Consider the following 21,613-nt stretch of genomic DNA (forward strand, 5'->3'; position numbering starts at 1 on the left):
TCAGAAGTCTTACGCCATCGCCTGAATGTCGTCCGCGGTGAGATCGCGGTAGTCGTTGATGCGGTGAGCCTCATTCGGCCGCAGATCCTTGGGATCGTATAAAAGAGCATGCATGCCCGCGCTCCGCGCACCCTTGATATCGAATTCATAGTTGTCGCCGATGAACAGGATCTCATCCGGCTCCGCCTTCGCTTTCTCTATACAGCACTGGAAAAAGGCGGGGTCCGGTTTGTCGATGCCGATCTCCTCGCTGGTGACGATAAAATCAAAGTATTCTCCAAGCTTCAGCTGATCCAGCTTCTGATACTGAATCAGCGCGGTCATGTTGGTGCCGACGCCCAGCCGGATGTCGCTGTTCCGCAGCATTGCCAGGCATTCCCGGATGCCCGGCTCGCGGATGGCGGTGTCCATCAGCGTTTTCCAATAGAGATTGCTCATGGTCAGCGCGTGGGGGAACACCGGAAGGTCCCGCTCCTCCAGGAACCGCTGGAACCGGATGATCCGGTTGTGGCTCGCTGCGATGGGGCCCATTTCATCAAACTGCTGTTTCATGATTTTGTCGATGCCTTCGGTGGTCTCCCGGGTCGTCAGCCCGAACTCACGCTCGCAATAGGCGCAGATCGCGTACATGGCGATGCGGTGGCTGTCTTTATAGTCATAGAGGGTGTCGTCCAGATCAAATATTACGGTCTTAATCATACTCAGTCTCGCTTTCTCATCGTTCTTACAGCATAATCGAAATCATATCGGTCTTTTCATACCGGACTTTAATTGTATCACAAAGCCATCGCGTCTGTTCCCGTTTCTTATGATGCTTATGTGAATTTTTTCGGCGTTTTTGAACTGAGGACAAAACTGTCGCTGGATTTATACGCATATGTTAGTTTCGCAGGGAAAGGGGCAAATATATGATACACAGAATTGAATTCAGAAACGGAAATGAAACACAGAAGGAGAGTAGAGATGAAGAGAACGATCAGAAAGGCAGTAACAGGTTTCCGTACGGTGGACGGTGCAGGCGTGAGTCTGGTTCGCGTGCTGGGACATGATGATGTGGAGGAATTCGATCCGATCCTGATGCTGGACTCATTTGACAGCACCAGTCCCGAGGATTACACCGCCGGTTTTCCGATGCATCCGCATCGCGGAATTGAAACGGTGAGCTATCTCTATCGGGGGAAGATGGTACACAAAGATACCCTGGGAAATGAGGACTGCATATCCGACGGAGAGGTTCAGTGGATGAACTCCGGATCGGGAATTCTTCATGAGGAGCAGGTGCCGGCGGCTGAGCGTCTGCTGGGCGTTCAGCTCTGGCTGAACCTTCCGGAAGAGGATAAAATGAGCGTCCCGACTTACCGTGCGATAAGGAGAAATGAAATCAGGGAAATTCCCTTTGAGGGAGGGTTCCTCCGTCTGCTTGCCGGCGTTTACGGAGAGTATCAGGGCCACCGCGGAGATCATCTTCCGCTGGACTACTATGACGTACATCTGGATGAAAACGCGGAGCTTGTGATTCCCACAGAGGAGGATGAATCCGTGATGGTATTCACCCTTCTGGGAGACGCGCTCGTTGCAGATGAGCCGGTCAGAGAGAAGACTGCAGTGAAGCTGACTGAGGGAGACAGTCTGTCCCTGCGGGGGGCGGCCGGCGGTTCACAGATTCTGGTGATGAAATCCAGAGCGCTGCATGAACCGGTGGCCTGGGCGGGACCCATTGTCATGAATTCCGGACAGGAGCTTAGCGAAGCCTTCCTCGAACTGGAAGAAGGAACTTTTATCAGAGAACGCCCGGACTTCAACACCGGGCGTTGACCGGATCCGAAGGTCTGAGAGAAGTGTCTGCCGATGCGGCAGGCACTTTTGTTGTGGCTGGGTTTTCCGGAGAATAAACAAATAAATATGACAGCTGGTGGAAACGTAAGAACTCTGAATATTACCTCTTGACAAATGTCACTTCATAACAGTGGAAGGGTATAATTTCTGAACCGGAGAAAATGTAAGAAGGGTATGATTTTGTACGGCATATTACGGGATTTTTCTGTGTAGACTCTCTATCGCAATCAAATTTTTACGGGTAGGATGATAATCTGATTCCATTTTTTTATATGTAATGGTATACTTGGAACTGGAAGTTCAAGGGGAATATGCTTCCTTATATCGTTAGTGGAGGTGAGTGACATTGAAAGAATTTGAAGGATATCTTTTTAAACTGCACGAGCTTGAGAAGATACTCGAAGCGTCCTTTGACGGGATCATGGTGACGGACGGAGAGGGAAACTGTCTGTTGGCGAATTCTTCATACACGAGGAATACAGGCATACGACATGACGATATCGTGGGTCACAACCTGAAAGAGCTTATCAATCCGGTATGGATGAAACGATCTGTCGCTCTGGAGGTGATCCGGGCGGGGGAGCCGATGAGTCTCGAGCATGACACGCAGAACGGGAATCATATCATCGTAACCGGAACGCCGATTTTCGATGAGAATCACAATCTGGTCCGTGTTGTAATCAATACCCGCGACATTTCGGAAATCAAGCAGATGAGAGCCAAGCTCGACGAGGCGCAGTCGATGGAGAAGCTGTATCTGAAAAGCCTCGGACTGAGCAAGGAGCTGATCTGCATCAATGACGAGCCGGTGGTGATCAACAACAGAATGAGAGATATTTTCGAGGTGGCAAAGCGAGTCAGTTCTTATAACACGACGGTTCTGATCACCGGGGAATCGGGAACCGGAAAGGAAATCGTCGCGCGGTACATCCATAAGATGGATAAGTGCCGCAGAAGCAAGCCGTTCATCGTGATCAACTGCGGTGCGATGCCGTCGAACCTTCTGGAATCGGAGCTCTTCGGATACACCGAAGGTGCGTTCACCGGAGCGATTAAGGGCGGAAAGAAGGGTCTGTTTGAAGAAGCGAACGGAGGAGTCCTGTTTCTGGATGAAATCGGAGAGATGGAGCATCAGATGCAGGTGAAGCTGCTCCGCGTGCTGGAGGGGCGTAAAATAAAGAGGATCGGTCAGGCAGAGGAAATTCCTGTAAACGTGAGGATCATAGCGGCCACAAACCGAAACCTTGAAGAGGAGGTCGCAGCAGGAAGATTCCGGGAGGATCTGTACTATCGGCTGAACGTCGTATCTCTGAAGGTTCCGCCGCTTCGTGAACGGGGAGAGGAAATCGTTCCGCTTGCAATTAAATTCATCAATTATTTTAATAATCTTTACGGGACACAAAAGCAGCTGACCTATGATCTGATGCGGGGATTTGAGCAGTATGAATGGCCGGGAAATATCCGGGAACTGAAAAATGTCATTGAGAATCTGGTGGTAACGACAGAGGACGACTATATATACAGCACAGATCTTCCCTGGGAGAGAGACAAACGGATTCACATTAAAGAAGCGGACGCGGGCGGAACGATTACGCTGAAAGATGCAGTAGCTAATTTTGAAAGCCGGTTCCTTGCAAATGCAAAGGAGAAATACGGAACGACGGAAAAGATGGCGGAGATTCTTGACGTGAACCAGTCGACGATTTCGCGGAAGCTGAAACGCTACGGGATCAATTAATGCAAAACGGAATAACCGGCAAAACAGAAAAAGCAAAAGTGCATTACATATAGCTTTACAGACGCACTTATCGACGGAGCCAATGGCGGGAACGTTGAAAATTCAACGAACCCGCTATTTTGTTGCGCTTGGCACGGATAATGCTATTACATAGAGGTGTAAAAGCATCGATCGAGCATAATTGAAACCCACTGTTTATGTGATGGAGGATGGAAATGAGAAATGTTGTGATAATTGCCGGCTGCAGAACGCCGATCGGTACGATCGGCGGGCAGTTCAGGACTCTGACATCGCTGGATTTGTCGATTCCGGTGATGCAGAATCTGATCACGCGTTCGGGAATCGATCCCGGAACGATCAATGATGTGATCTGGGGATGTAACTATCAGCGCACGTACAAGGAAAATAATCTGGCCCGGGTCGCCGCATATAAGGCAGGGCTCCCGGAAACCGTGCCGGGAATCACGATTCACCGGAACTGTACCTCGTCCATGTCGGCTATCCAGTTCGCCTATTACCAGATTAAGGCCGGAGAGGCTGACTGTATCATGGCCGGCGGCGCAGACAGCATGAGTACAGCGCCCCACATGGTGTTCGGAGCGAGATACGGGAAAAAGTTCGGACATATGGAGCTGAGAGACTCCATGTGGGATTCTCTGACCAATCTCGGAATCGGACCGGCGATGGGAATAACGGCGGAAAACGTGGCGGAGGAATACCACGTTACGCGGGAAGAGATGGATCGGTACGCCCTGCGTTCGCAGCAGAGAGCGGTCGCGGCGATTGATGAAGGAAGATTCAAGGAGGAAATCATCCCGATTACCGTCAGCGGCAAGAAGGGTGACAAGACCTATGATACAGACGAGTACCCCAGACGGGACGCGTCCTATGAAGCACTGGCGAAGCTGAAGCCCACTTTCAAGGAGGGCGGAACTGTGACAGCCGGTAACGCGTCGGGCATGAACGACGCCGCGTCAGGAGTGATTCTGATGTCTGAGGATCAGGCCCGGGCTCTGGGAGTTCCGATTATGGCGAGGATCGTTTCTGTCGCTACGACCGGAGTCGCACCGGAGATGATGGGAATCGGCCCGATCAGCGCAAGCCACAGCGCCCTGGCGAAGGCCGGAATGACCATGGATCAGATGGATCTGGTAGAGATTAATGAAGCGTTTGCGGCGCAGTGTCTGGCGTGCCAGAAGACTCTGGGAATCCCGGACGAAAAACTGAATGTCAACGGCAGCGGTATTTCACTGGGACATCCTGTGGGAGCAACCGGTTCCCGGCTTGTGATCACCCTGATGTACGAGCTGAAGAGAAGAAAGCAGAAATACGGACTTGCCACACTGTGCGCCGGAGGCGGCATGGGAACGGCAGTTATCATTGAAATGGCGTAAAGCCGGAAAAAAACAGCAGAGCAGAACGAGAACAGCAACAGCAGAAAGGAAAAAGAAAATGAGTAAGGATTTTGGATTGTTCGCACCGGTAAACGGTATCTATGATGAATACAAAAGCAAGCTGATTACGGCGAAGGAAGCCGCGTCAATGGTCAAATCGGGCATGTATCTCCATTTCGGCCTGATGAACGGAATTGTCGTGGACATTCAGGAAGCCCTGGCCGAAAGAACCGAGGAACTGGAAGACGTTACGATTATACAGACTATGTGGTCCTACGGGGAAAAACCTCCTGTATTGAAAAATGACCCCCATGCGGAGCACTTCCACTGCGCCAGCACTCACCTGACCAAGCAGGAGCGCGCAGCGAACAAAGACGGAAACTTCTGGTTCCTGCCGGTTCAGTTCAGAGAGAACCCGAAACTGCACAGAGAGTGCAGACCTACTTATGACATTGCATTCCTGCAGGTCGCGCCGATGGATGCTTCAGGAAACTTCAATATCGGACCGCAGGTTGCAGAATACTGGGGTGTTTTCCAGAACTGCGACAAGATCATCGTCGAAGTGAATGAGAATCTGATTGTGACGCACGGCGTAGGGAACTATCTGAATATCAATCAGGTGGATTACATCGTGGAAGGCAGCAATACTCCAATGCCGACTATCGGCTCCAAAGTGCCGACTGATATCGACAGGAGAATGGCGGAAAACATCGTGGAGCATCTGGAGGACGGAGCGACTCTGCAGCTGGGGAACGGAGCGTTCCCGAACTGTGTGGGAAGCCTGATTGTGGACTCGAACCTGAAGGATCTGGGATGTCATACGGAAATGTTCGTAGATGCGTATCTCAAACTCTATGAGGCGGGTAAACTCACCAATATGAAGAAGGGAATCAACCAGGGGAAGATGACATTCACCTTCGCGCAGGGAACTGAGGATCTTTACAAATGGATGGACAACAATCCGATGATGATGTCCGCTCCTGTGGATTATGTCAATAATGTAGATGTCATTGCGTCAAACCACAAAATGACTTCAATCAACAGCTGTCTGCAGATTGATCTGTTCGGGCAGGTGAATTCCGAGTCCTCCGGACTGCAGCACATCGGCGGAACCGGCGGCCAGCTTGACTTTGTGATGGGAGCCTTCCAGTCGGAAGGCGGCAAGAGCTTCCTTTGTACTCCCTCAACACGCACGCTGAAGGACGGGACAGTGGAATCTCTGATCATGCCGACGCTGCCGCAGGGATCCATCGTATCGACACCGAGAAGCGGCGTGCACTATATCGTGACAGAATACGGCGCGGTCAACCTGAAGGGTAAGACTACCTATGAAAGAGCGAAGCTGCTGATTTCCGTCGCTCACCCGGATTTCAGAGCCGAACTGGAGGAAGAGGCGCAGAAGATGGGTATCTGGCCGACGAGCAGCAAGGTGATGAAATAACCCGAATCCCTGAGCGCAGGCATCAGAGAATGAATGCAACAGAACCTGAACAGAGCGGATTCGCAATGAATACAGAAAGCGTTGGTGACAATTATGATTAAAAAAATAGGTGTAGTCGGAGCCGGTATGATGGGCGCGGAAATCGCACTTTGCTTCGCGAGGAGCGGGTACGAGACCATGCTGAACGACATCAGCCTGGAATTCGCGGAACGCGGAAAACAGAAAATTGCGGGCGTGATGGACAAAAACATCAGAAAAGGCAGAGCGACGGAGGAAGATAAACAGGCAGCTCTGGACAGAGTGCATCCTACCGGAGCGCTGGAGGACCTTGCAGACTGCGATCTGATCATTGAAGCGGTACTGGAGGTCTGGGATGTGAAAAAGGACGTCCATCAGACGCTGGATAAGCTGTGCAAGGGCAGCACGATTATCGCGAGCAACACATCGTCCATGTCGATCAGCAAGCTGGCATCCTGCGTCGGACCGGACAGAAAAGGGCAGTTTATCGGAACTCACTTCAATTCGCCGGCGAGTGTGATGAAACTGGTGGAAGTGATCCCCGGACTTCTGACAGAGGATGAAACGGCAGAGGAGGTTACAGAACTGCTGGAAGAGATCGGCAAGGTGCCGGTCCGGGTGAAGGATGTGGTCGGCTTCGGGCTGAACAGGATTTTTCACTGCATGTACGGCGAGGCATGCCGCCTCGTTGAGGAGGGCGTCTGCTCGGTAGAGGACGTGGACAAAATATGCAGGTATGGTCTGGGACATCCTATGGGAATTTTCGCGCTGCTGGATATCACCGGACATGATCTGAACCTTGAGGTGGATGAAATTCTGTTCGAGGCGTACGGCGACCGCTTCCGCCCGAGTCCGCAGCTCCACCGTCTGGTGGATTCCGGAAGGCTCGGACGGAAGACCGGCGCCGGGTTCTATGACTATGAGGAGAAATAACCATGGCAGGAGTCAGACTGACGAAAAAAGACGACGGTATCCTGGTTCTCAGCATAGACAGGCCGGAGGCACTTAATGCGTTGAATCGCGGCATCGTAGATGAGATTGACGAGAAAATCGATGAAATAGAAAAGGATTCGGGCGCGCGCTGCCTGATCCTGCACAGCGATAAAAATTTTGCCGCCGGCGCGGACATTAAAGCGATGGCCGAATGTGACGAGGAAGGCGCAAAAGCGTTCGCATTTTCTCCCACATATAACAGGCTGGCAGCCTTGAGGATACCCACTGTTTCCGCAATCGAGGGCTATGCCCTCGGCGGCGGAATGGAACTCGCCCTTGCGACGGATATACGAATCGCCGGCGAAGGTGCGAAAATGGGTTTTCCGGAAGTGTCTCTGGGAATCTTCCCCGGAGCCGGAGGAACCATTCGCGCCCCGAGGCTGATCGGAGCCGCATTCGCTAAGGAACTTATCTTTTCCGGAGAGGCGGTCACAGCCGAAAGGGCGCTGCAGATGGGACTGGTGAACCGCGTAGTGCCGGATGATCGGGTCTTCGCGGAGGCATACCGCCTTGCGGGTAAAATCGCGAGACGGGGGCCTGTTGCGGTCCGGAGGGCTAAGGAGGTAATCGACCGGGGAACCGCTATGAACGTGGAATCCGGAATCGAGCTTGAGGCGGCGGAATGGGCGAAGCTGTTCAATACCCGTGACCAGAAGGAAGGAATGCAGGCGTTTATCGCAAAAAGAAAACCGGAATTTGAGAACCGTTGAGTATATTGACAGGGAGGAAAAATATGTCTGAGGAAGGTAAGAAAACATCATCCCGGCTGTTGAAGGAAATACAGGATAATACCTATGCCAGAGCCTGGGAAGCAAAAGAAAAAGGCGAACCGGTGGTGTGGGCGACCTCCATCTGTCCTGACGAGCTGCTGAATGCAATGGATCTGGCGACGGTGTATCCGGAGAATCAGGCCGGAGTCATCGGCGCCCGGAAGGAGGCAATGAAATTCATCGATCAGGCGGAGGGCGTCGGATACGGTCCGGACACCTGCTCCTACGCGAGAGTGAACATGGGCTATGTGGATCTGCAGCAGTCGGATTCTCAGGATATTCCGCTTCCCGACCTGATTTTTTCCAGCACAAATATTTGTTACACCGTACAGAAATGGTATGAAAATCTGTCGAAAAAGCTGAATATCCCGATGATTCTCTTCGACATGCCGTTCAACCATGAGTACGAGGTGACCGATGAAGCGACCGCGTACATCCGTGCGCAGCTTGAACATGCGATCACCCAGCTGGAGGAGTTCACCGGACGGAAGATGGATTACGATAAGCTTGCCCACGCGATGGAGATCAACAATGAGACCTGCGAGTGGTGGAAAAAGGCAACGGATATGGGACGTTTCCGCCCGTCGCCGCTGGACGGCTTCAAGATGTTCAACTATATGGCTCTGATGGTGGCGAACCGCAGTTTCGAGGACAGCCGCGACTGCTTCCGTCTCTGGTACGAGGAGCTGGAGCAGAGGAAGGCCGAAGGGAAAGGCCCGTGGAGCAGCGCCGAGGAGCAGTACCGGATCATCTGGGACGGAATCGCCTGCTGGCCGCATCTTTCCACAACCTACAAGCTGCTGAAGAAATACGGCATCAACATGGTGACCTCCACTTATCCCCAGAGCTGGTATAAGGTTTATGAAACTAACGATCTGGACGGCATGGCCAGAAGCTATACCGGAAATTACGCCAACCGCAATCTGGATTTCGGGGAAACGAGTATGGAAGAGCGGATAAAGAATTTCGATATCGACGGCGTTCTGTTCCACACGAATCGCAGCTGTAAGCTGATGGACTTCCGGACCTATGAGGTGCAGCGGCGCATTCTCGCCAAGACAGGATGCCCATCGGTGGTGTTCGACGGCGACCAGACGGATCCCCGGGTCTTTTCCGAGGGCCAGTATGAGACGAGAGTCCAGGCGCTGATGGAGATGATGGACAAGTACAAAGAGCAGAAGAGAAAGGGGGAACTGTAATGAGTTACCGGGATATCATAGCGGAGCTGACCGAGGCGGGGCTCCATCCGGCGCGTACGATTGCTGCGACGCAGAAGGAAACAGGAAAAGAACTCGTCGGATGTGTTCCGTATCACACTCCGGATGAAGTGATTTATGCCGCGGGAGCGGTTCCCGTCGGACTCTGGGGCGGAGCTCCCGAATTCAAGCTGGCGGACCGCTACCTTCAGAGCTTCTGCTGCGGTCTGCTGCGGGCGGTTGTGGAATATTCCCTGAACGGGACGTACGACTGCCTGAAAGCGGTTGTGGTTCCGACCTTCTGCGACTCCATGAAATGTACGCTTGAGAACCTGAAGCTTTCAATGCCGGAAGGTATTCCCGTGTTTGGAATGTCCTACGGACAGCAGCGGAAAATCAAGGCGGGGAGAGATTTCACGATCAGCGAGTACAAAAGAATCCGCCGGGAGATGGAAAAACTTCTGGGCGTTGTCATCACCGATGAGAAGGTGGAAGCGGCGTTCGGGATATATGAGGATTATCGTGCGGCGATGAGGCGGTTTGAGCGGGAGGCGGCACGGCATCCGGAAATCGTGTCTTCCCGTGAGAGAATGATGATCATCAAGGCGGGTCTGTTCATGGACAAGGCTTTGTACACAAAGAAAATCGAGCAGATCTGTCAGGGACTGGAGGAAGAGCCGGAGGGAACCTTCGACGGCAAGAGAGTAGTCATTACCGGGATCATGGCAGAGCCGCCGGAAATCTTGGAAATTTTCGATGAAAGCGGACTGGCTGTTGTTGCGGACGAAATGTCGCTGGGCTCCCGACTCTGGAGAGCACCTGCGAGAAACGATGTGGACGACATTTACGAGCGTATGGCGTACCGCTATGCCGATACGGAGGCAGACACGTTCATGTACGAGCCTGAGAAAAAGCGGGGACAGTATATGCTGAAACTGGCCGAGCAGTACAATGCGGACGCGATCGTGGTGATGATGATGAAGTTCTGTGATCCGGAGCAGTATGATTATCCGATCTACAAGGCAGAGCTGGAGGCCGCCGGGATCCCGTTCCTGTATATGGAGGTGGATCAGCAGACGACGGGATTCGAGCAGCTGCGGACACGGATTCAGAGCTTCTGTGAGATGCTGATGTAGTGGCAGGGCGAGGAGATAACAAATGTTTTTAGGCGTTGATATAGGGTCCTCATCGTCCAAGGTCGCGATTCTGGATGGTGATAAGAATTTGAGGGCGGTTCAGATTATCAATCTCGGAACCGGAACTGACGCGCCGGTGGAAGCCCGGCGCCGCGCTCTGGAGGAGGCCGGGATCACAGAGGCAGAAATCGAAGCCGCGGTTGTTACGGGCTACGGCCGGATCAACTACAAAAAAGCGGACAGGCAGATTACGGAGATCAGCTGCCATGCGAAGGGCGTCACTTATCTTGCACCGAACGCCAGAACGATTGTGGACATCGGAGGACAGGACGCCAAGGTCATCAAGCTGGGTGAAGACGGCAAGGTCCGGAACTTTGTGATGAATGAAAAATGCGCGGCCGGAACCGGACGTTTCCTGGAGGTGATGGCCCGCGTGCTGGGATGCGAGCTTGGGGAGTTATCCGATCTTGCGGAAAAGTCCACCAGAGAGGTTGCGATCAGCAGCGTCTGCACAGTGTTTGCAGAGAGTGAAGTGATTTCCAGACTGGCGTCGGGAGAGACGACCGCAGATGTGGCGAGAGGCGCGCATGTGGCGATTTCAAAGCGCGTGGCCGGATTGTGCAACCGGATCCAGTATGAGCTGGAAATTGTAATGACCGGAGGGGTCGCGCTGAACGGCAATGTTGTAGACGCTCTTTCTATAGAGCTTGGCTATCCTGTGCATGTGGTGCCTCACTGCCAGGCGGCCGGTGCGATCGGCGCGGCGTTGTTTGCTTATGAATCGAAGAGAAAGTAGAGGTGTGAGAATGCCGTTAATGACAGGAGAACAATATATAGAAAGTCTGCGCAGACTGAAGACCAGAGTCTACATGTTCGGCGAGCAGGTGGGGAACTGGGTGGATCATCCGATCATCCGCCCGTCCATCAACAGCGTTGCGATGACCTACGATCTGGCGCAGGATCCGGAGTACGCGGACCTGATGACCGCGAAATCCTCCCTGACCGGCAAGACGATCAACCGGTTCACCCATCTGCACCAGAGCACGGACGATCTTGTTCGCAAGGTGAAGATGCAGAGGCTTCTGGGACAAAAGACGGGCGCGTGCTTTCAGCGCTGTGTGGGGATGGACGCGTTCAACGCGGTGTTCTCCACGACCTATGAGCTGGACGAGGCGAGGGGCACAAAGTATCACGAGAACTTTGTGAAGTTCCTGGAGATGATCCAGGACGAGGATCTGGTGGTGGACGGCGCGATGACGGACCCCAAGGGAGACCGGGGTAAAGCGCCCCACGCGCAGCCGGACAAAGATCTGTTTCTGCGGATCGTGGAGCGCCGGCCGGACGGGATTGTGGTGCGCGGAGCCAAAGCGCATCAGACCGGAGCGGTCAATTCCCACTGGCACCTGATCATGCCCACCATCGCCATGCGGGAGGCGGACGCGGATTACGCGGTATCCTTCGCCTGCCCCAGTGATGCGGAGGGGCTGTTCATGGTATACGGCCGCCAGTCCTGCGACACCCGGAAGCTGGAGGATCCCTGCTCCGTCGATGTGGGGAACAGCCGGTTCGGCGGACAGGAGGCGCTGGTGGTCTTCGACGATGTGTTCATTCCCAATGAGTATGTGTTCATGGCCGGGGAATATGAGTTCGCGGGCATGATGGTGGAACGGTTCGCCGGATACCACCGGCAGAGCTACGGCGGCTGCAAGGTGGGCGTCGGAGACGTTGTCATCGGCGCGGCGGCGCTGGCGGCGGAATACAACGGAGCGGAAAAGGCTTCTCACATCAAGGACAAGCTTATCGAGATGACTCATCTGAATGAGACGCTGTTCTGCTGCGGCATCGCCTGCTCGGCTGAAGGGCATCCCACCAAGGCGGGAAACTACCAGATCGATCTGCTGCTGGCGAATGTCTGCAAACAGAATGTGACGCGCTTTCCGTACGAAATCGTCCGTCTGGCGGAGGACATTGCCGGAGGGTTGATGGTAACGATGCCGTCCCAGAAGGATTTTGAATCGGAGCTGCCGGCGGGAAGAGGAGGAGAATCCGTTGGTGAGATCTGCCGGAAGTACTTTGCGACCCGGGAAGATGTGGATGTTGAGGACCGTCAGAAGGTGCTCCGGCTGCTGGAGAACCTGTGTCTGGGAACCGCCGCGGTGGGGTACCGCACAGAATCCATGCACGGTGCGGGATCGCCTCAGGCGCAGCGCATCATGATTTCCCGGCAGGGGAATATTCAGGGAAAGAAAGACCTTGCCAGAGCGATCGCCGGAATAGAAAAAAGATAGAAATGCGGTGCGGAAGCGTCGGAATGCATGAAGAGGGGCTGTCTCACAGTTGATTTAAATATCAGCTGGAGCGACGGCTCCTTCTTTTTGATAGTTGTGCGACAGCCCTCCCTTTGTTTTGCCGGGACAGCCGGAACAGTCAGGGCAGTGCCATCGCTTTCTCCTCGTCACTAACGTCCTCTGTGCGGTTAAAAATATAACAAAATGAATAACAATTCATAACAAGCAATACTTCGCCAATGAATTGTCAAGCTGTTTGATGCAGATTTAACAAGCGAACGAAGGATAGACGATTGTTTGTCATTTGACTATCGAAAATGCATAAAAATTCACAAAAACATGACTTTTTTTGAGATAAAGTACTTGCATTCTTCCTTTCGAGTGGTATAATGCAGAAAATTCAGGTACGGATATGAATAAATATAAAATCGTATCACAGAAACGAAGGGAGAATCAGTTATGTCGATGTATTATTATTTACCCGCGCGAAATGTTTTTGGCGAAGGAGCTGTAAAGGAGTGCGGCCGTCTGCTGGCCACCATGCATGCGAAAAAAGCGATGATTGTCACTGACGCATTTCTCGCCACGCAGCCGATGGCCGCAGATATTCAGGGCTATCTGAAGGATGCGGGAATCGATTCGGTGATTTTCGGCGGAGCAGAGCCGAATCCGAAGGATACGAATGTTGAAGCGGGACTGAAGGTTTTCAACAAAGAGCAGTGCGATGCTATCGTCACTCTCGGCGGCGGATCTTCTCATGACTGCGGAAAGGGAATCGGCCTTGTGGCCGCCAACGGCGGAACAATTCATGATTATGAAGGAGTTGATAAAGCGGCCATCAGTCCGGTGCCGATCCTTGCGATTAATACGACGGCGGGAACCGCATCGGAAATTACCCGGTTCTGCATCATTACCGATACCAGGAGAAAGGTGAAGATGGCCATTCTGGACTGGAGAGTCACTCCGGATATCTCCATCAACGACCCGGAGCTTATGATTGGCATGCCGCCGTCGCTGACCGCTTCAACCGGAATGGACGCGCTTACTCATGCGATTGAGGCCTATGTTTCCACGATGGCGACTCCGATGACGGACGCCACTGCGCTTCTGGCGATTACGATGATCACGCAGTACCTTCCGAAAGCGGTGGCGAACGGCGAATACATGAAGGCGAGAGACCGAATGGCCTACGCGCAGTATCTGGCCGGCGCTGCGTTTAATAACGCTTCTCTCGGATATGTCCATGCGATGGCTCATCAGCTGGGAGGCTTTTACAATCTGCCCCATGGCGTCTGCAATGCGATTCTGCTGCCGTATGTGGAGGAGTTCAATATTATCGGAAACCTGAACCGCTTCAGAGATATCGCGAGAGCGATGGGTGAAAAAGTGGACGGGTTGTCCACGGATGATGCGGCAGTGAAGGCGATTCGGGCAATCAGGCGGCTGAGCTGTCAGGTCGGTATTCCGGCGAACCTGAAGGAGCTGGGCGTCCGGCGGGAGGATTTCGATATCCTGGCTGAGAACGCCATGAAGGATGCCTGCGCGGCGACGAACCCGCGGAAGGCGACAAAGGAACAGATTATCGATATCTTCGAGAAGGCGTATGAGGGCGCGGCGCGGTAGCGCCCTCTCGCCCTCTGCTTCATCCATCGGGCTGCCTTCACCGGCAGCTCCGATGGTTTATTTCTTGTTTTTATTTACTTCTTTTTCAAGTGTTTTTACCGTGTCCAAATATGCTTCCTCAACCGGCGAAAGGGTCTGTACCTGCTCCCCTGTACTGCTAAGTACTTTATCTAATTGCTGTACATAGTCGCTCATGTGCATCAGATTATGACGCATCGCCTGAATTTCTGCGAAATCAAAATATCCGGAAACCAGATTGTTTAGTATCTTCAGCTCATCTTCATCCAGATAATTTTTTGCAATGCTAATATCGGCCCTCGCAGGGAAATCCCCTTTCCGGGTTATAATAGGTCATTTCTCTTGAAACTGTCCTATAATATTGGTCTGCTCATTAAACCTCGTCAGCGCTCGATTCCGTCCCGGGCTTCTACGCCCGCTTCATAATAGTGGCGGATCTCCTTCATTTCGGTGACCAGGTCTGCCTTCTCCAGCAGCCATTCCGGTGCGTAGCGTCCGGTCATGACCAGCTCGGTGCCGGAGGGCTTTGCCTCCAGAATGTCTTCCAGGTCTTCTCGCGTGATCAGATTGAAATACAGCGCGATGAATATCTCATCCAGAATCACCAGATCACAGCTTTCGGAGCGCAGTATCTCCAGCGCACGCTTTACGCCGTCACGGGCGGCCCGGATATCGGGAATTCCCGCGTCACGGTCCACGATGCAGCCCATGCCGAACAACTCGACCTGAATTTCCGGAATACGCTCCTTCAGAATGCCGATTTCGTGGTATTCCATGCTTTTCATAAACTGCCCGAGATAAACCTGAAGACCTGCGCCGGCCGCCCGAAGGGCCAGGCCTAGGGCAGCTGTGGTTTTCCCCTTGCCGTTGCCGGTATAAATCTGAAAATATCCTTTGTTCATGCTGCGTCCTCCTCGTGTTGTGTGTCGTGTCTGCGATGTGGTGCGCGCATCTCGGCGCCATGTGTCGCGTCTGCGATGCTCTGCGTGCATCCCGGCGTTGTGCGCTGTGCGCCGCGGTGCTGGCGATGCGGTGTGTGCCCGTACGTGAGGCTGTTTTTTTGTACATCACAAAGTATACCACAAAAAAATTATTTTGACTGATGTATACACTTATCGGGGAGGGTTTTGTGCTATAATGGAAATGTTATTTTGAAATCGCGGGCGGAATGGAACGCTGTGAAAGGGTATAAGGATGCATTTAAATATCGATGGCTATGAAATTAATTATACAATGACCGGAGCGGGGGAGCAGACTCTGGTGATCCTGCAGGGCTGGGGCACGGAGCTGACGGTGTATGATTCCGTCGCGGCCTGTGTATCAGACCGGTACCGCGTGGTGCAGTTTGATTTCCCCGGATTCGGAAAGAGTACGGAGCCGGCGGAGCCCTGGTCGGTGGAGGATTACGCTCAGTTTTTCATTAAATTCATGGATGCGCTGCAGATTCGCAGGGCGTCGCTTCTGGGGCATTCCTACGGCGGACGGGTCATCATCCGGCTGGCGGCGAAGGAGAGTCTGCCCTTTGAGATTGACAGAATCGTTCTGGTAGACAGCGCCGGCGTGCTTCCGGAGAAAACGGCGAAGCAGAAATGGAGCGTTCGCCGGTATAAATTCCTGAAGAAAATAGTCAGCATGAAGCTGGCGCAGGCGATCTGTCCGGAGCTCATCGAGGAGTGGCGGAACAGTCAGGGGTCTGCGGATTACCGGAACGCCACGCCGATCATGCGGCAGTGCCTTGTGAAGGCTGTCAACGAGGATCTGACGCCTCTGATGCCGAAAATCCGGCAGGATACGCTGCTGATCTGGGGGGATCAGGACGATGCGACGCCGCTTTCGGACGCGAAAATCATGGAAGAAAGGATTCCGGAATCGGGGCTGGCGGTGATCCACGGAGCGGGCCATTACTGCTTTCTGGAGCAGCCGCAGGTATTCCGGCGGATTATGCAGTCATATTTTCAGACAGAGGATACAGACAGAAAACAGATAGAAGAGAATCAATAGAAGAGGAGTAGGGAGCATGGAGTTTTTTCAGATCGTTGTTTCCATCGTGATGCTGCCGGCGTTTCTGCTGGTCATGCGATATAATATGCATATGTTCCAGCTGAACGGATATTTCAACGGTGAGCATCGGAGCTGGCTGAAGCAGAAGCACGGCAAGCAGCGCAGCCTGCTGTTTCTCTGTGTGTTCGGCGTGCTTTCCGCGGTTTTTCCGACCGCGCTGCCGCTGACCGCGCTGCTGGTGACAGCGCTGGTGGTTTTGCGGTATTATCAGTTTCTGAAGAAGATTAATACAAAGAAGAACATCGTCTACACCCATCGGGTGCAGCGGATGATCGGTGCGGATATCGTGCTGGCGGCTGTCATTGCCGCGGCGGCGGTCCGGGGATTGGGAATTTCTGTGCTTCCCGGGACGCTGGCGGTGCTCACGGCGCTGCAGATGGTCGTTTTCCTGTTCATCAACGTCCTGATGAAGCCTTTTGAGAAGATGATCAAGGGCCGTTATATCCGGGACGCGGAGCGGATCCTTGCGGCGAATCCGGATCTGAAGATCATCGGCGTCACGGGAAGCTACGGCAAGACCAGCGTCAAATTCTATCTGCAGACCCTGCTGTCCAGCCGCTTCAGCGTGCTGGTCACTCCGGAAAGCTACAATACGCCGATGGGCGTCGTGAAGACCATCCGTGAATCGCTGCGGTCCACCCACGAGATCTTCGTCTGTGAGATGGGAGCACGAAAGACCGGAGAAATCAGGGAAATCTGTGATTTCGTTCATCCGGATCACGGTCTGATTACATCCATCGGCCCCGCACATCTGGAAACATTTCATTCCATCGACAACATCGTGAAAACCAAGTTCGAGCTGGCAGATGCGCTGCCGGAGGGCGGAACGCTGTTTCTCAACGGAGACAATGAGTATCTGAGTGAAAACAGCGAAAAATATCCGAACGTCGTATTTTACCGGAACCATTCCGCAGGCGCAGGCTACTGCGCGGGGAATATACATTTGTCCCAGAAGGGAACGGAGTTCACGGTCACAGCGCCCTCGGGGGAGACGGAGAAATTTCAGACCCGGCTTCTGGGGGAGCATAATATCATCAACATCGCCGGGGCCATCGCGGTGGCGAATACCTTCGGAATTCCGCTGAAGGAGCTGCGGGTTCCGGTGCGCCGCATCCGGCCGGTTCCTCATCGTATGGAGATGATTGAGCGCGGCGCGGTTACGATTATCGACGATGCATATAATTCCAATCCGGTAGGCTCCAGGGCAGCGGTGGAGACGCTGAAAAGCTTCGACGGCATCCGGATCCTGATCACGCCGGGCATGGTGGAGCTGGGAGACCGGGAAGATGAATATAACTATAAGTTCGGAGGCTATGCGGCGGACTGCTGCGATTACGTCCTGCTCATCGGACGGCGGCATACGGCGCCGATTGAGAAGGGGCTGCTGGAGAAGGGCTTCCCCGGAGAACGCTGTCACGTTTATGAGCACCTCCGGGACGCTCTGGACTTCGCATACGGGATCAGGGCAGAGGGACACAAGTTCATCCTTCTGGAAAACGACCTGCCCGACAACTATTAGGGGGCTTTCATGAAGACGAGAATTGCGGTTCTGTTTGGCGGAAACAGCGTGGAGCACGAGGTCTCGGTGATTTCGGGCATCCAGGCGATCATGAGCATGAACAAAGAAAAATACGATGTGACGGCGGTGTATATCACAAAGGATTCTGTGATGTATACCGGGCCGGACATCAGTGAGATTGACGCATACAAAGACATTCCGGGGCTTCTGTCCCGGTCGCAGCGGGTGATCTTTGTCAATGAAGGAGGAAGGGTCAGGCTGGAGCCGTACCCGAAAAAGCGCTTCGGCGGCGGCAGCGTGGAAATCGATCTGGCCTTCCCCGTCGTTCACGGAAAAAATGTGGAGGACGGAACGCTGGCGGGATATTTCAGGACTCTGGGGCTTCCCTTTGTGGGCTGCGACGTGGGAGCCTCCGCTCTCGGTATGGATAAATACGCCTCCAAGGTTGTCCTGAAGGAGAACGGCGTGCCTGTGCTGGACGGGATCATCTATACGACGGCGGACTATGGCGACATCGACGGGATCATCGACGGCGTGGAGGAAAAGCTGGGATATCCTGTCATCGTCAAGCCTGTCGATCTGGGCTCCAGCGTGGGCATCAGCGTGGCAAAGAACCGGATGGAGCTGGTGGATTCCATTGACGACGCGTTTACCTACGCCCATCGGATTATTGTGGAGCACGCGATCACGCAGCTTCGGGAAATCAACTGCTCGGTGCTGGGCGATGAGAATCACGCCGTCGCTTCGGAAATTGAGGAGCCTCTTCATACAAAGGATATCCTGAGCTATGAGGACAAATATCTGAGTGGCGGAAATTCCAAGGGCGGCGGCTCCAAAGGAATGGCCGGAGTCTCCAGGAAGATTCCGGCAGAGCTTGCGCCTGAGCGGCGGGAGGAGGTCAGACAGCTGGCGGTCCGCTCGTTTCAGACACTGGGATGCAGCGGCGTGGCCAGAATTGATTTCATGATCGACGAGGCCGACGGGAAGCTGTACTTTAATGAAATCAACACGATTCCGGGCTCGCTGGCGTTCTATCTCTGGGAGCCGCTGGGAATCCCATATGAAGAGCTGCTGGACCGGCTGATCCGGCTGGCGCTGAAACGTGTGCGCGAGGAGGAGGCGCTGACATTCAGCTTCGATACCAATCTGCTGGATCAGACATCCCTGTCCGGCTCCAAGAGCAAGCTGGGGTAGGGAGCACGCATGAAAACAGGAGGAATGTGTGTACAGTATGAGCAGAAGACGGAAGCCTGCAATGAATATGATTGAGGGATCGCTGGGGGACAAGGTTCTCCAGTTTGCTGTGCCGCTGGCGATTACCGGCGTCCTTCAGCAGATCTTCAACGCCACGGATGTGGCGGTCGTCGGACAGTTCGCCGGCAAGAACGCCATGGCCGCAGTGGGCAGCAACAGCCCGGTCGTCGGTCTGATGGTCAATCTTTTCGTGGGCGTATCGCTGGGCGCGAATGTGGTGATTTCCAGGTTTACGGGACAAAGAAATCCGGACGGGATCCGGCGGGGCGTTCATACGGCGGTTCTGGTCGCGTTGGTCACCGGAGTGATTGTCGCAGTCCTGGGGATACTGATTTCACGGCCTATGCTTGAGCTTCTGGGAGTACCGTCGTCCATCATGCCGATGGCCCTGGCCTACCTGCGCATCTATCTGCTGGGAATGCCGGTGATCCTTCTGTATAATTTTGAATCGTCCATCTTCCGCAGCCAGGGTGATACCAGGACGCCGTTGTTCTGCCTGATTACGGCGGGGCTGCTGAACGTGGTTCTGAACCTTTTCTTTGTACTCGTCCTGCACATGGACGCCGACGGCGTCGCCGCCGCCACAGTGATTTCCAATACTGTGAGCTCAGGTCTGATGTTCCTCGTGCTGCGCCGGACCGGGGCGCCGATCCGGATTCGGTTCCGGGACTTCCGTATTGACCGGGGAATCCTGAAGGTCATGCTGCAGATCGGACTGCCCGCCGGGCTGCAGGGAATGGTGTTTTCGATTTCCAACCTGTGCATCCAGTCGGCGCTGAACAGTCTGGGGCCGGACATCATCGCGGCGTCCTCCGCGGCGTTCAATATCGAAATCGTGGCGTATTATATTATTAACGCCTTCGGGCAGGCGGAGACCACCTTCATCGGACAGAACAGCGGAGCGAGGAAGCCGGACCGCTGCAGGAGGGTGATTCGGATCGGGCTGGCGCAGGATCTGATTTTCACGGCGATTCTCTGCACCGCTATTATTTATTTTGCTGTTCCGCTGCTGAAGCTGTTCAACACGGATCCGGAGGTTGTCCGGTACGGCCAGATCCGCATCGTGTATATTTTGTCGTTCGAGGTGATAAACGCGCTGATCGAAGGATTCTCCGGCGTGCTCCGGGGATTTGGAAAGTCGCTGGCGCCTGCATTGGTGGCGCTGGTCGGGATCTGCGGCACCCGGATCGTCTGGGTGTTTTTCGTGTTCCCAAACCATCCCGACTTCCGGCTCCTGATTCTGTGCTTTCCCATAAGCTGGGCAATTACGGCGGGGATTCTGATCCTTTATTATCTGCTGATTCGCAGACGGCTTTTTGCCGGAATCGCGCCGGCAGGCGTTCACTGAGCCGAGGCCTGCATGTTTGCGTCACAGCATTCGCAGGCGGCGGAGAAGGAAGAACAGAACGGCGCAGATGGCCAGGATGATCAGACAGATGATGCCGAACCCGTTGACCATGGCGGCGAAGGGCATGCCACGGCCGTTGACGTTCATGCCGTAGAGCCCGGAAATGACTGTGGGGATGGCGAGAATCAGAGTGATGGAGGTCAGGATCTTCATCACATTATTCAGTCGCTTGTCCAGAATCGTGGACATCAGATCACGCGTACTGTCGATGATGCCCTGATAGATCTGGGTCATCTCCATCGCCTGCTGATTTTCCACGATAACATCGCCCAGCAGGTCTTTGTCCTCCGGGTACTGCTCAATCCTCTCGTATCGGGTGAGACGGTTGAGCACGTTTGAATTTCCGCTGAGTCCGGTGGCGAAGTATACCAGAGTGGATTCCAGCTCGTGAAGTCCGATCAGGTCATCCTCTCCGGTGCGGCTGCCGATATCCTCTTCGATCAGGCGGCGCTTGCGGTCGATATCACGCAGCCCGTCCTGGAAACGCAGCGTGTTCTCCAGCATGATCTGATAGATAAAGCGCATTCTTTTCTTTGTGGAAAAACCGCGGTAACGCCCGTCGGCGAAGGCCTGAAGCACCGGCGTCTGTTGAATGGTGACGGTAACGATATGATCTCCGGTCAGCATGATTCCCATAGGAATCGTGTTGTATACCTCCTTTTCGTGTCGGATTTCCTCAGCCGGGATATCGATGATAATCAGCGTATAGCCGTCGGCAAGCTCTACACGGTTGTTTTCGTCCAGATCTGTGGCGGCCAGAATGTCGTCAAGATCGATTCCCAGTGTACCGGCGACCTGCTGCGCCTCTGCCTCGGTGGGATCGGTCAGGCGGATCCAGGAACCCGGAAGCGGTTCTGAAATCTGCAGAATCCGGCTTTTTTCTGTAATATAATATCTCAGCATGACCTTGCTGCCTCCAA

19 protein-coding genes are annotated in these 21,613 nt (G+C 53.9%); 15 read left to right on the forward strand and 4 right to left on the reverse strand.

Annotated features, from left to right (window positions below; all coding sequences use genetic code 11):
• Positions 1–9 precede the first annotated feature (9 nt).
• Entirely contained in the window at positions 10–699 is a 690-nt protein-coding gene (locus BHK98_RS09800; RefSeq protein WP_075713822.1) for an HAD family hydrolase, read from the reverse strand.
• A gap of 264 nt (positions 700–963) precedes the next feature.
• Between BHK98_RS09800 and BHK98_RS09805 the strand changes: the two genes are divergently transcribed.
• The 11 genes from BHK98_RS09805 (at position 964) to BHK98_RS09855 (ending at position 14,433) form a co-directional block, all read left to right on the forward strand.
• Positions 964–1,815: a pirin family protein gene (locus BHK98_RS09805; RefSeq protein ID WP_075713824.1), complete on the forward strand. Its 852-nt coding sequence runs from the start codon at positions 964–966 to the stop codon at positions 1,813–1,815.
• 367 nt (positions 1,816–2,182) lie between these two features.
• Positions 2,183–3,574 (forward strand): sigma-54 interaction domain-containing protein, encoded by a 1,392-nt coding sequence (locus BHK98_RS09810; protein ID WP_075713826.1) that lies wholly within the window; start codon positions 2,183–2,185, stop codon positions 3,572–3,574.
• A gap of 215 nt (positions 3,575–3,789) precedes the next feature.
• On the forward strand, positions 3,790–4,968 hold the full coding sequence (locus BHK98_RS09815) for a thiolase family protein (RefSeq protein ID WP_075713828.1): 1,179 nt from the start codon (positions 3,790–3,792) through the stop codon (positions 4,966–4,968).
• Positions 4,969–5,026: 58 nt separating this feature from the next.
• Complete coding sequence (locus BHK98_RS09820) at positions 5,027–6,409, forward strand: acetyl-CoA hydrolase/transferase family protein (protein WP_075715126.1); 1,383 nt, start codon at positions 5,027–5,029, stop codon at positions 6,407–6,409.
• Positions 6,410–6,502: 93 nt separating this feature from the next.
• On the forward strand, positions 6,503–7,360 hold the full coding sequence (locus BHK98_RS09825) for a 3-hydroxyacyl-CoA dehydrogenase family protein (RefSeq protein ID WP_075713830.1): 858 nt from the start codon (positions 6,503–6,505) through the stop codon (positions 7,358–7,360).
• Positions 7,361–7,362: 2 nt separating this feature from the next.
• Entirely contained in the window at positions 7,363–8,130 is a 768-nt protein-coding gene (locus BHK98_RS09830) for an enoyl-CoA hydratase/isomerase family protein (RefSeq protein ID WP_075713832.1), read from the forward strand.
• A 23-nt stretch (positions 8,131–8,153) separates the two neighbouring features.
• Positions 8,154–9,389, forward strand: coding sequence for a 2-hydroxyacyl-CoA dehydratase subunit D (locus BHK98_RS09835; protein ID WP_075713834.1), 1,236 nt, complete (start codon positions 8,154–8,156; stop codon positions 9,387–9,389).
• Entirely contained in the window at positions 9,389–10,522 is a 1,134-nt protein-coding gene (locus BHK98_RS09840; RefSeq protein ID WP_075713836.1) for a 2-hydroxyacyl-CoA dehydratase subunit D, read from the forward strand. The genes BHK98_RS09835 and BHK98_RS09840 overlap by 1 nt, the downstream gene beginning before the upstream one ends.
• A gap of 22 nt (positions 10,523–10,544) precedes the next feature.
• Positions 10,545–11,318, forward strand: a complete 774-nt coding sequence (locus BHK98_RS09845; protein ID WP_075713838.1) for an acyl-CoA dehydratase activase — start codon at positions 10,545–10,547, stop codon at positions 11,316–11,318.
• A gap of 10 nt (positions 11,319–11,328) precedes the next feature.
• Positions 11,329–12,810, forward strand: a complete 1,482-nt coding sequence (locus BHK98_RS09850) for a 4-hydroxyphenylacetate 3-hydroxylase family protein (protein ID WP_075713840.1) — start codon at positions 11,329–11,331, stop codon at positions 12,808–12,810.
• Between the two features lie 465 nt (positions 12,811–13,275).
• The gene (locus tag BHK98_RS09855; protein ID WP_465250946.1) at positions 13,276–14,433 is read left to right on the forward strand and encodes an iron-containing alcohol dehydrogenase; all 1,158 of its coding nucleotides are present in this window, start codon (positions 13,276–13,278) and stop codon (positions 14,431–14,433) included.
• A gap of 57 nt (positions 14,434–14,490) precedes the next feature.
• On the opposite strand, the gene rhuM is transcribed toward BHK98_RS09855, so the two are convergent.
• Together rhuM and BHK98_RS09865 are read right to left on the reverse strand one after the other, a co-directional pair.
• Positions 14,491–14,781 (reverse strand): RhuM family protein, encoded by a 291-nt coding sequence (gene rhuM / locus BHK98_RS09860; RefSeq protein ID WP_075713844.1) that lies wholly within the window; start codon positions 14,779–14,781, stop codon positions 14,491–14,493.
• 53 nt (positions 14,782–14,834) lie between these two features.
• Positions 14,835–15,443, reverse strand: a complete 609-nt coding sequence (locus BHK98_RS09865) for a cob(I)yrinic acid a,c-diamide adenosyltransferase (RefSeq protein WP_075713846.1) — start codon at positions 15,441–15,443, stop codon at positions 14,835–14,837.
• Between the two features lie 202 nt (positions 15,444–15,645).
• Between BHK98_RS09865 and BHK98_RS09870 the strand changes: the two genes are divergently transcribed.
• From BHK98_RS09870 to BHK98_RS09885, 4 genes are read left to right on the forward strand one after another with little or no spacing between them, the layout of a single operon-like run.
• The gene (locus BHK98_RS09870) at positions 15,646–16,452 is read left to right on the forward strand and encodes an alpha/beta fold hydrolase (protein WP_075713848.1); all 807 of its coding nucleotides are present in this window, start codon (positions 15,646–15,648) and stop codon (positions 16,450–16,452) included.
• 16 nt (positions 16,453–16,468) lie between these two features.
• Positions 16,469–18,031, forward strand: a complete 1,563-nt coding sequence (locus BHK98_RS09875) for a UDP-N-acetylmuramoyl-tripeptide--D-alanyl-D-alanine ligase (RefSeq protein WP_075713850.1) — start codon at positions 16,469–16,471, stop codon at positions 18,029–18,031.
• Positions 18,032–18,040: 9 nt separating this feature from the next.
• Positions 18,041–19,225, forward strand: a complete 1,185-nt coding sequence (locus BHK98_RS09880) for a D-alanine--D-alanine ligase family protein (RefSeq protein WP_075713852.1) — start codon at positions 18,041–18,043, stop codon at positions 19,223–19,225.
• 37 nt (positions 19,226–19,262) lie between these two features.
• Entirely contained in the window at positions 19,263–20,633 is a 1,371-nt protein-coding gene (locus BHK98_RS09885; protein WP_075713854.1) for an MATE family efflux transporter, read from the forward strand.
• Positions 20,634–20,654: 21 nt separating this feature from the next.
• Here BHK98_RS09885 and BHK98_RS09890 read toward each other — a convergent pair whose 3' ends face one another.
• Entirely contained in the window at positions 20,655–21,596 is a 942-nt protein-coding gene (locus BHK98_RS09890) for a magnesium transporter CorA family protein (protein WP_075713856.1), read from the reverse strand.
• Positions 21,597–21,613 lie beyond the last annotated feature (17 nt).

Origin of the sequence: Hornefia porci, from assembly GCF_001940235.1 — a bacterium.
GTDB classification, from domain to species: Bacteria; Bacillota; Clostridia; order Peptostreptococcales; family Anaerovoracaceae; genus Aminicella; species Aminicella porci.

Bases quoted from the DNA above. Each gene is read 5' to 3' on its own strand.
- BHK98_RS09800 (WP_075713822.1), bottom strand. From the start codon at position 699: ATGATTAAGACCGTAATATTTGATCTGGACGACACCCTCTATGACTAT.
- BHK98_RS09805 (WP_075713824.1), top strand. From the start codon at position 964: ATGAAGAGAACGATCAGAAAGGCAGTAACAGGTTTCCGTACGGTGGAC.
- BHK98_RS09815 (WP_075713828.1), top strand. From the start codon at position 3,790: ATGAGAAATGTTGTGATAATTGCCGGCTGCAGAACGCCGATCGGTACG.
- BHK98_RS09820 (WP_075715126.1), top strand. From the start codon at position 5,027: ATGAGTAAGGATTTTGGATTGTTCGCACCGGTAAACGGTATCTATGAT.
- BHK98_RS09825 (WP_075713830.1), top strand. From the start codon at position 6,503: ATGATTAAAAAAATAGGTGTAGTCGGAGCCGGTATGATGGGCGCGGAA.
- BHK98_RS09830 (WP_075713832.1), top strand. From the start codon at position 7,363: ATGGCAGGAGTCAGACTGACGAAAAAAGACGACGGTATCCTGGTTCTC.
- BHK98_RS09835 (WP_075713834.1), top strand. From the start codon at position 8,154: ATGTCTGAGGAAGGTAAGAAAACATCATCCCGGCTGTTGAAGGAAATA.
- BHK98_RS09840 (WP_075713836.1), top strand. From the start codon at position 9,389: ATGAGTTACCGGGATATCATAGCGGAGCTGACCGAGGCGGGGCTCCAT.
- BHK98_RS09845 (WP_075713838.1), top strand. From the start codon at position 10,545: ATGTTTTTAGGCGTTGATATAGGGTCCTCATCGTCCAAGGTCGCGATT.
- BHK98_RS09850 (WP_075713840.1), top strand. From the start codon at position 11,329: ATGCCGTTAATGACAGGAGAACAATATATAGAAAGTCTGCGCAGACTG.
- BHK98_RS09855 (WP_465250946.1), top strand. From the start codon at position 13,276: ATGTATTATTATTTACCCGCGCGAAATGTTTTTGGCGAAGGAGCTGTA.
- BHK98_RS09865 (WP_075713846.1), bottom strand. From the start codon at position 15,443: ATGCACGCAGAGCATCGCAGACGCGACACATGGCGCCGAGATGCGCGC.
- BHK98_RS09870 (WP_075713848.1), top strand. From the start codon at position 15,646: ATGCATTTAAATATCGATGGCTATGAAATTAATTATACAATGACCGGA.
- BHK98_RS09875 (WP_075713850.1), top strand. From the start codon at position 16,469: ATGGAGTTTTTTCAGATCGTTGTTTCCATCGTGATGCTGCCGGCGTTT.
- BHK98_RS09880 (WP_075713852.1), top strand. From the start codon at position 18,041: ATGAAGACGAGAATTGCGGTTCTGTTTGGCGGAAACAGCGTGGAGCAC.
- BHK98_RS09885 (WP_075713854.1), top strand. From the start codon at position 19,263: ATGAGCAGAAGACGGAAGCCTGCAATGAATATGATTGAGGGATCGCTG.
- BHK98_RS09890 (WP_075713856.1), bottom strand. From the start codon at position 21,596: ATGCTGAGATATTATATTACAGAAAAAAGCCGGATTCTGCAGATTTCA.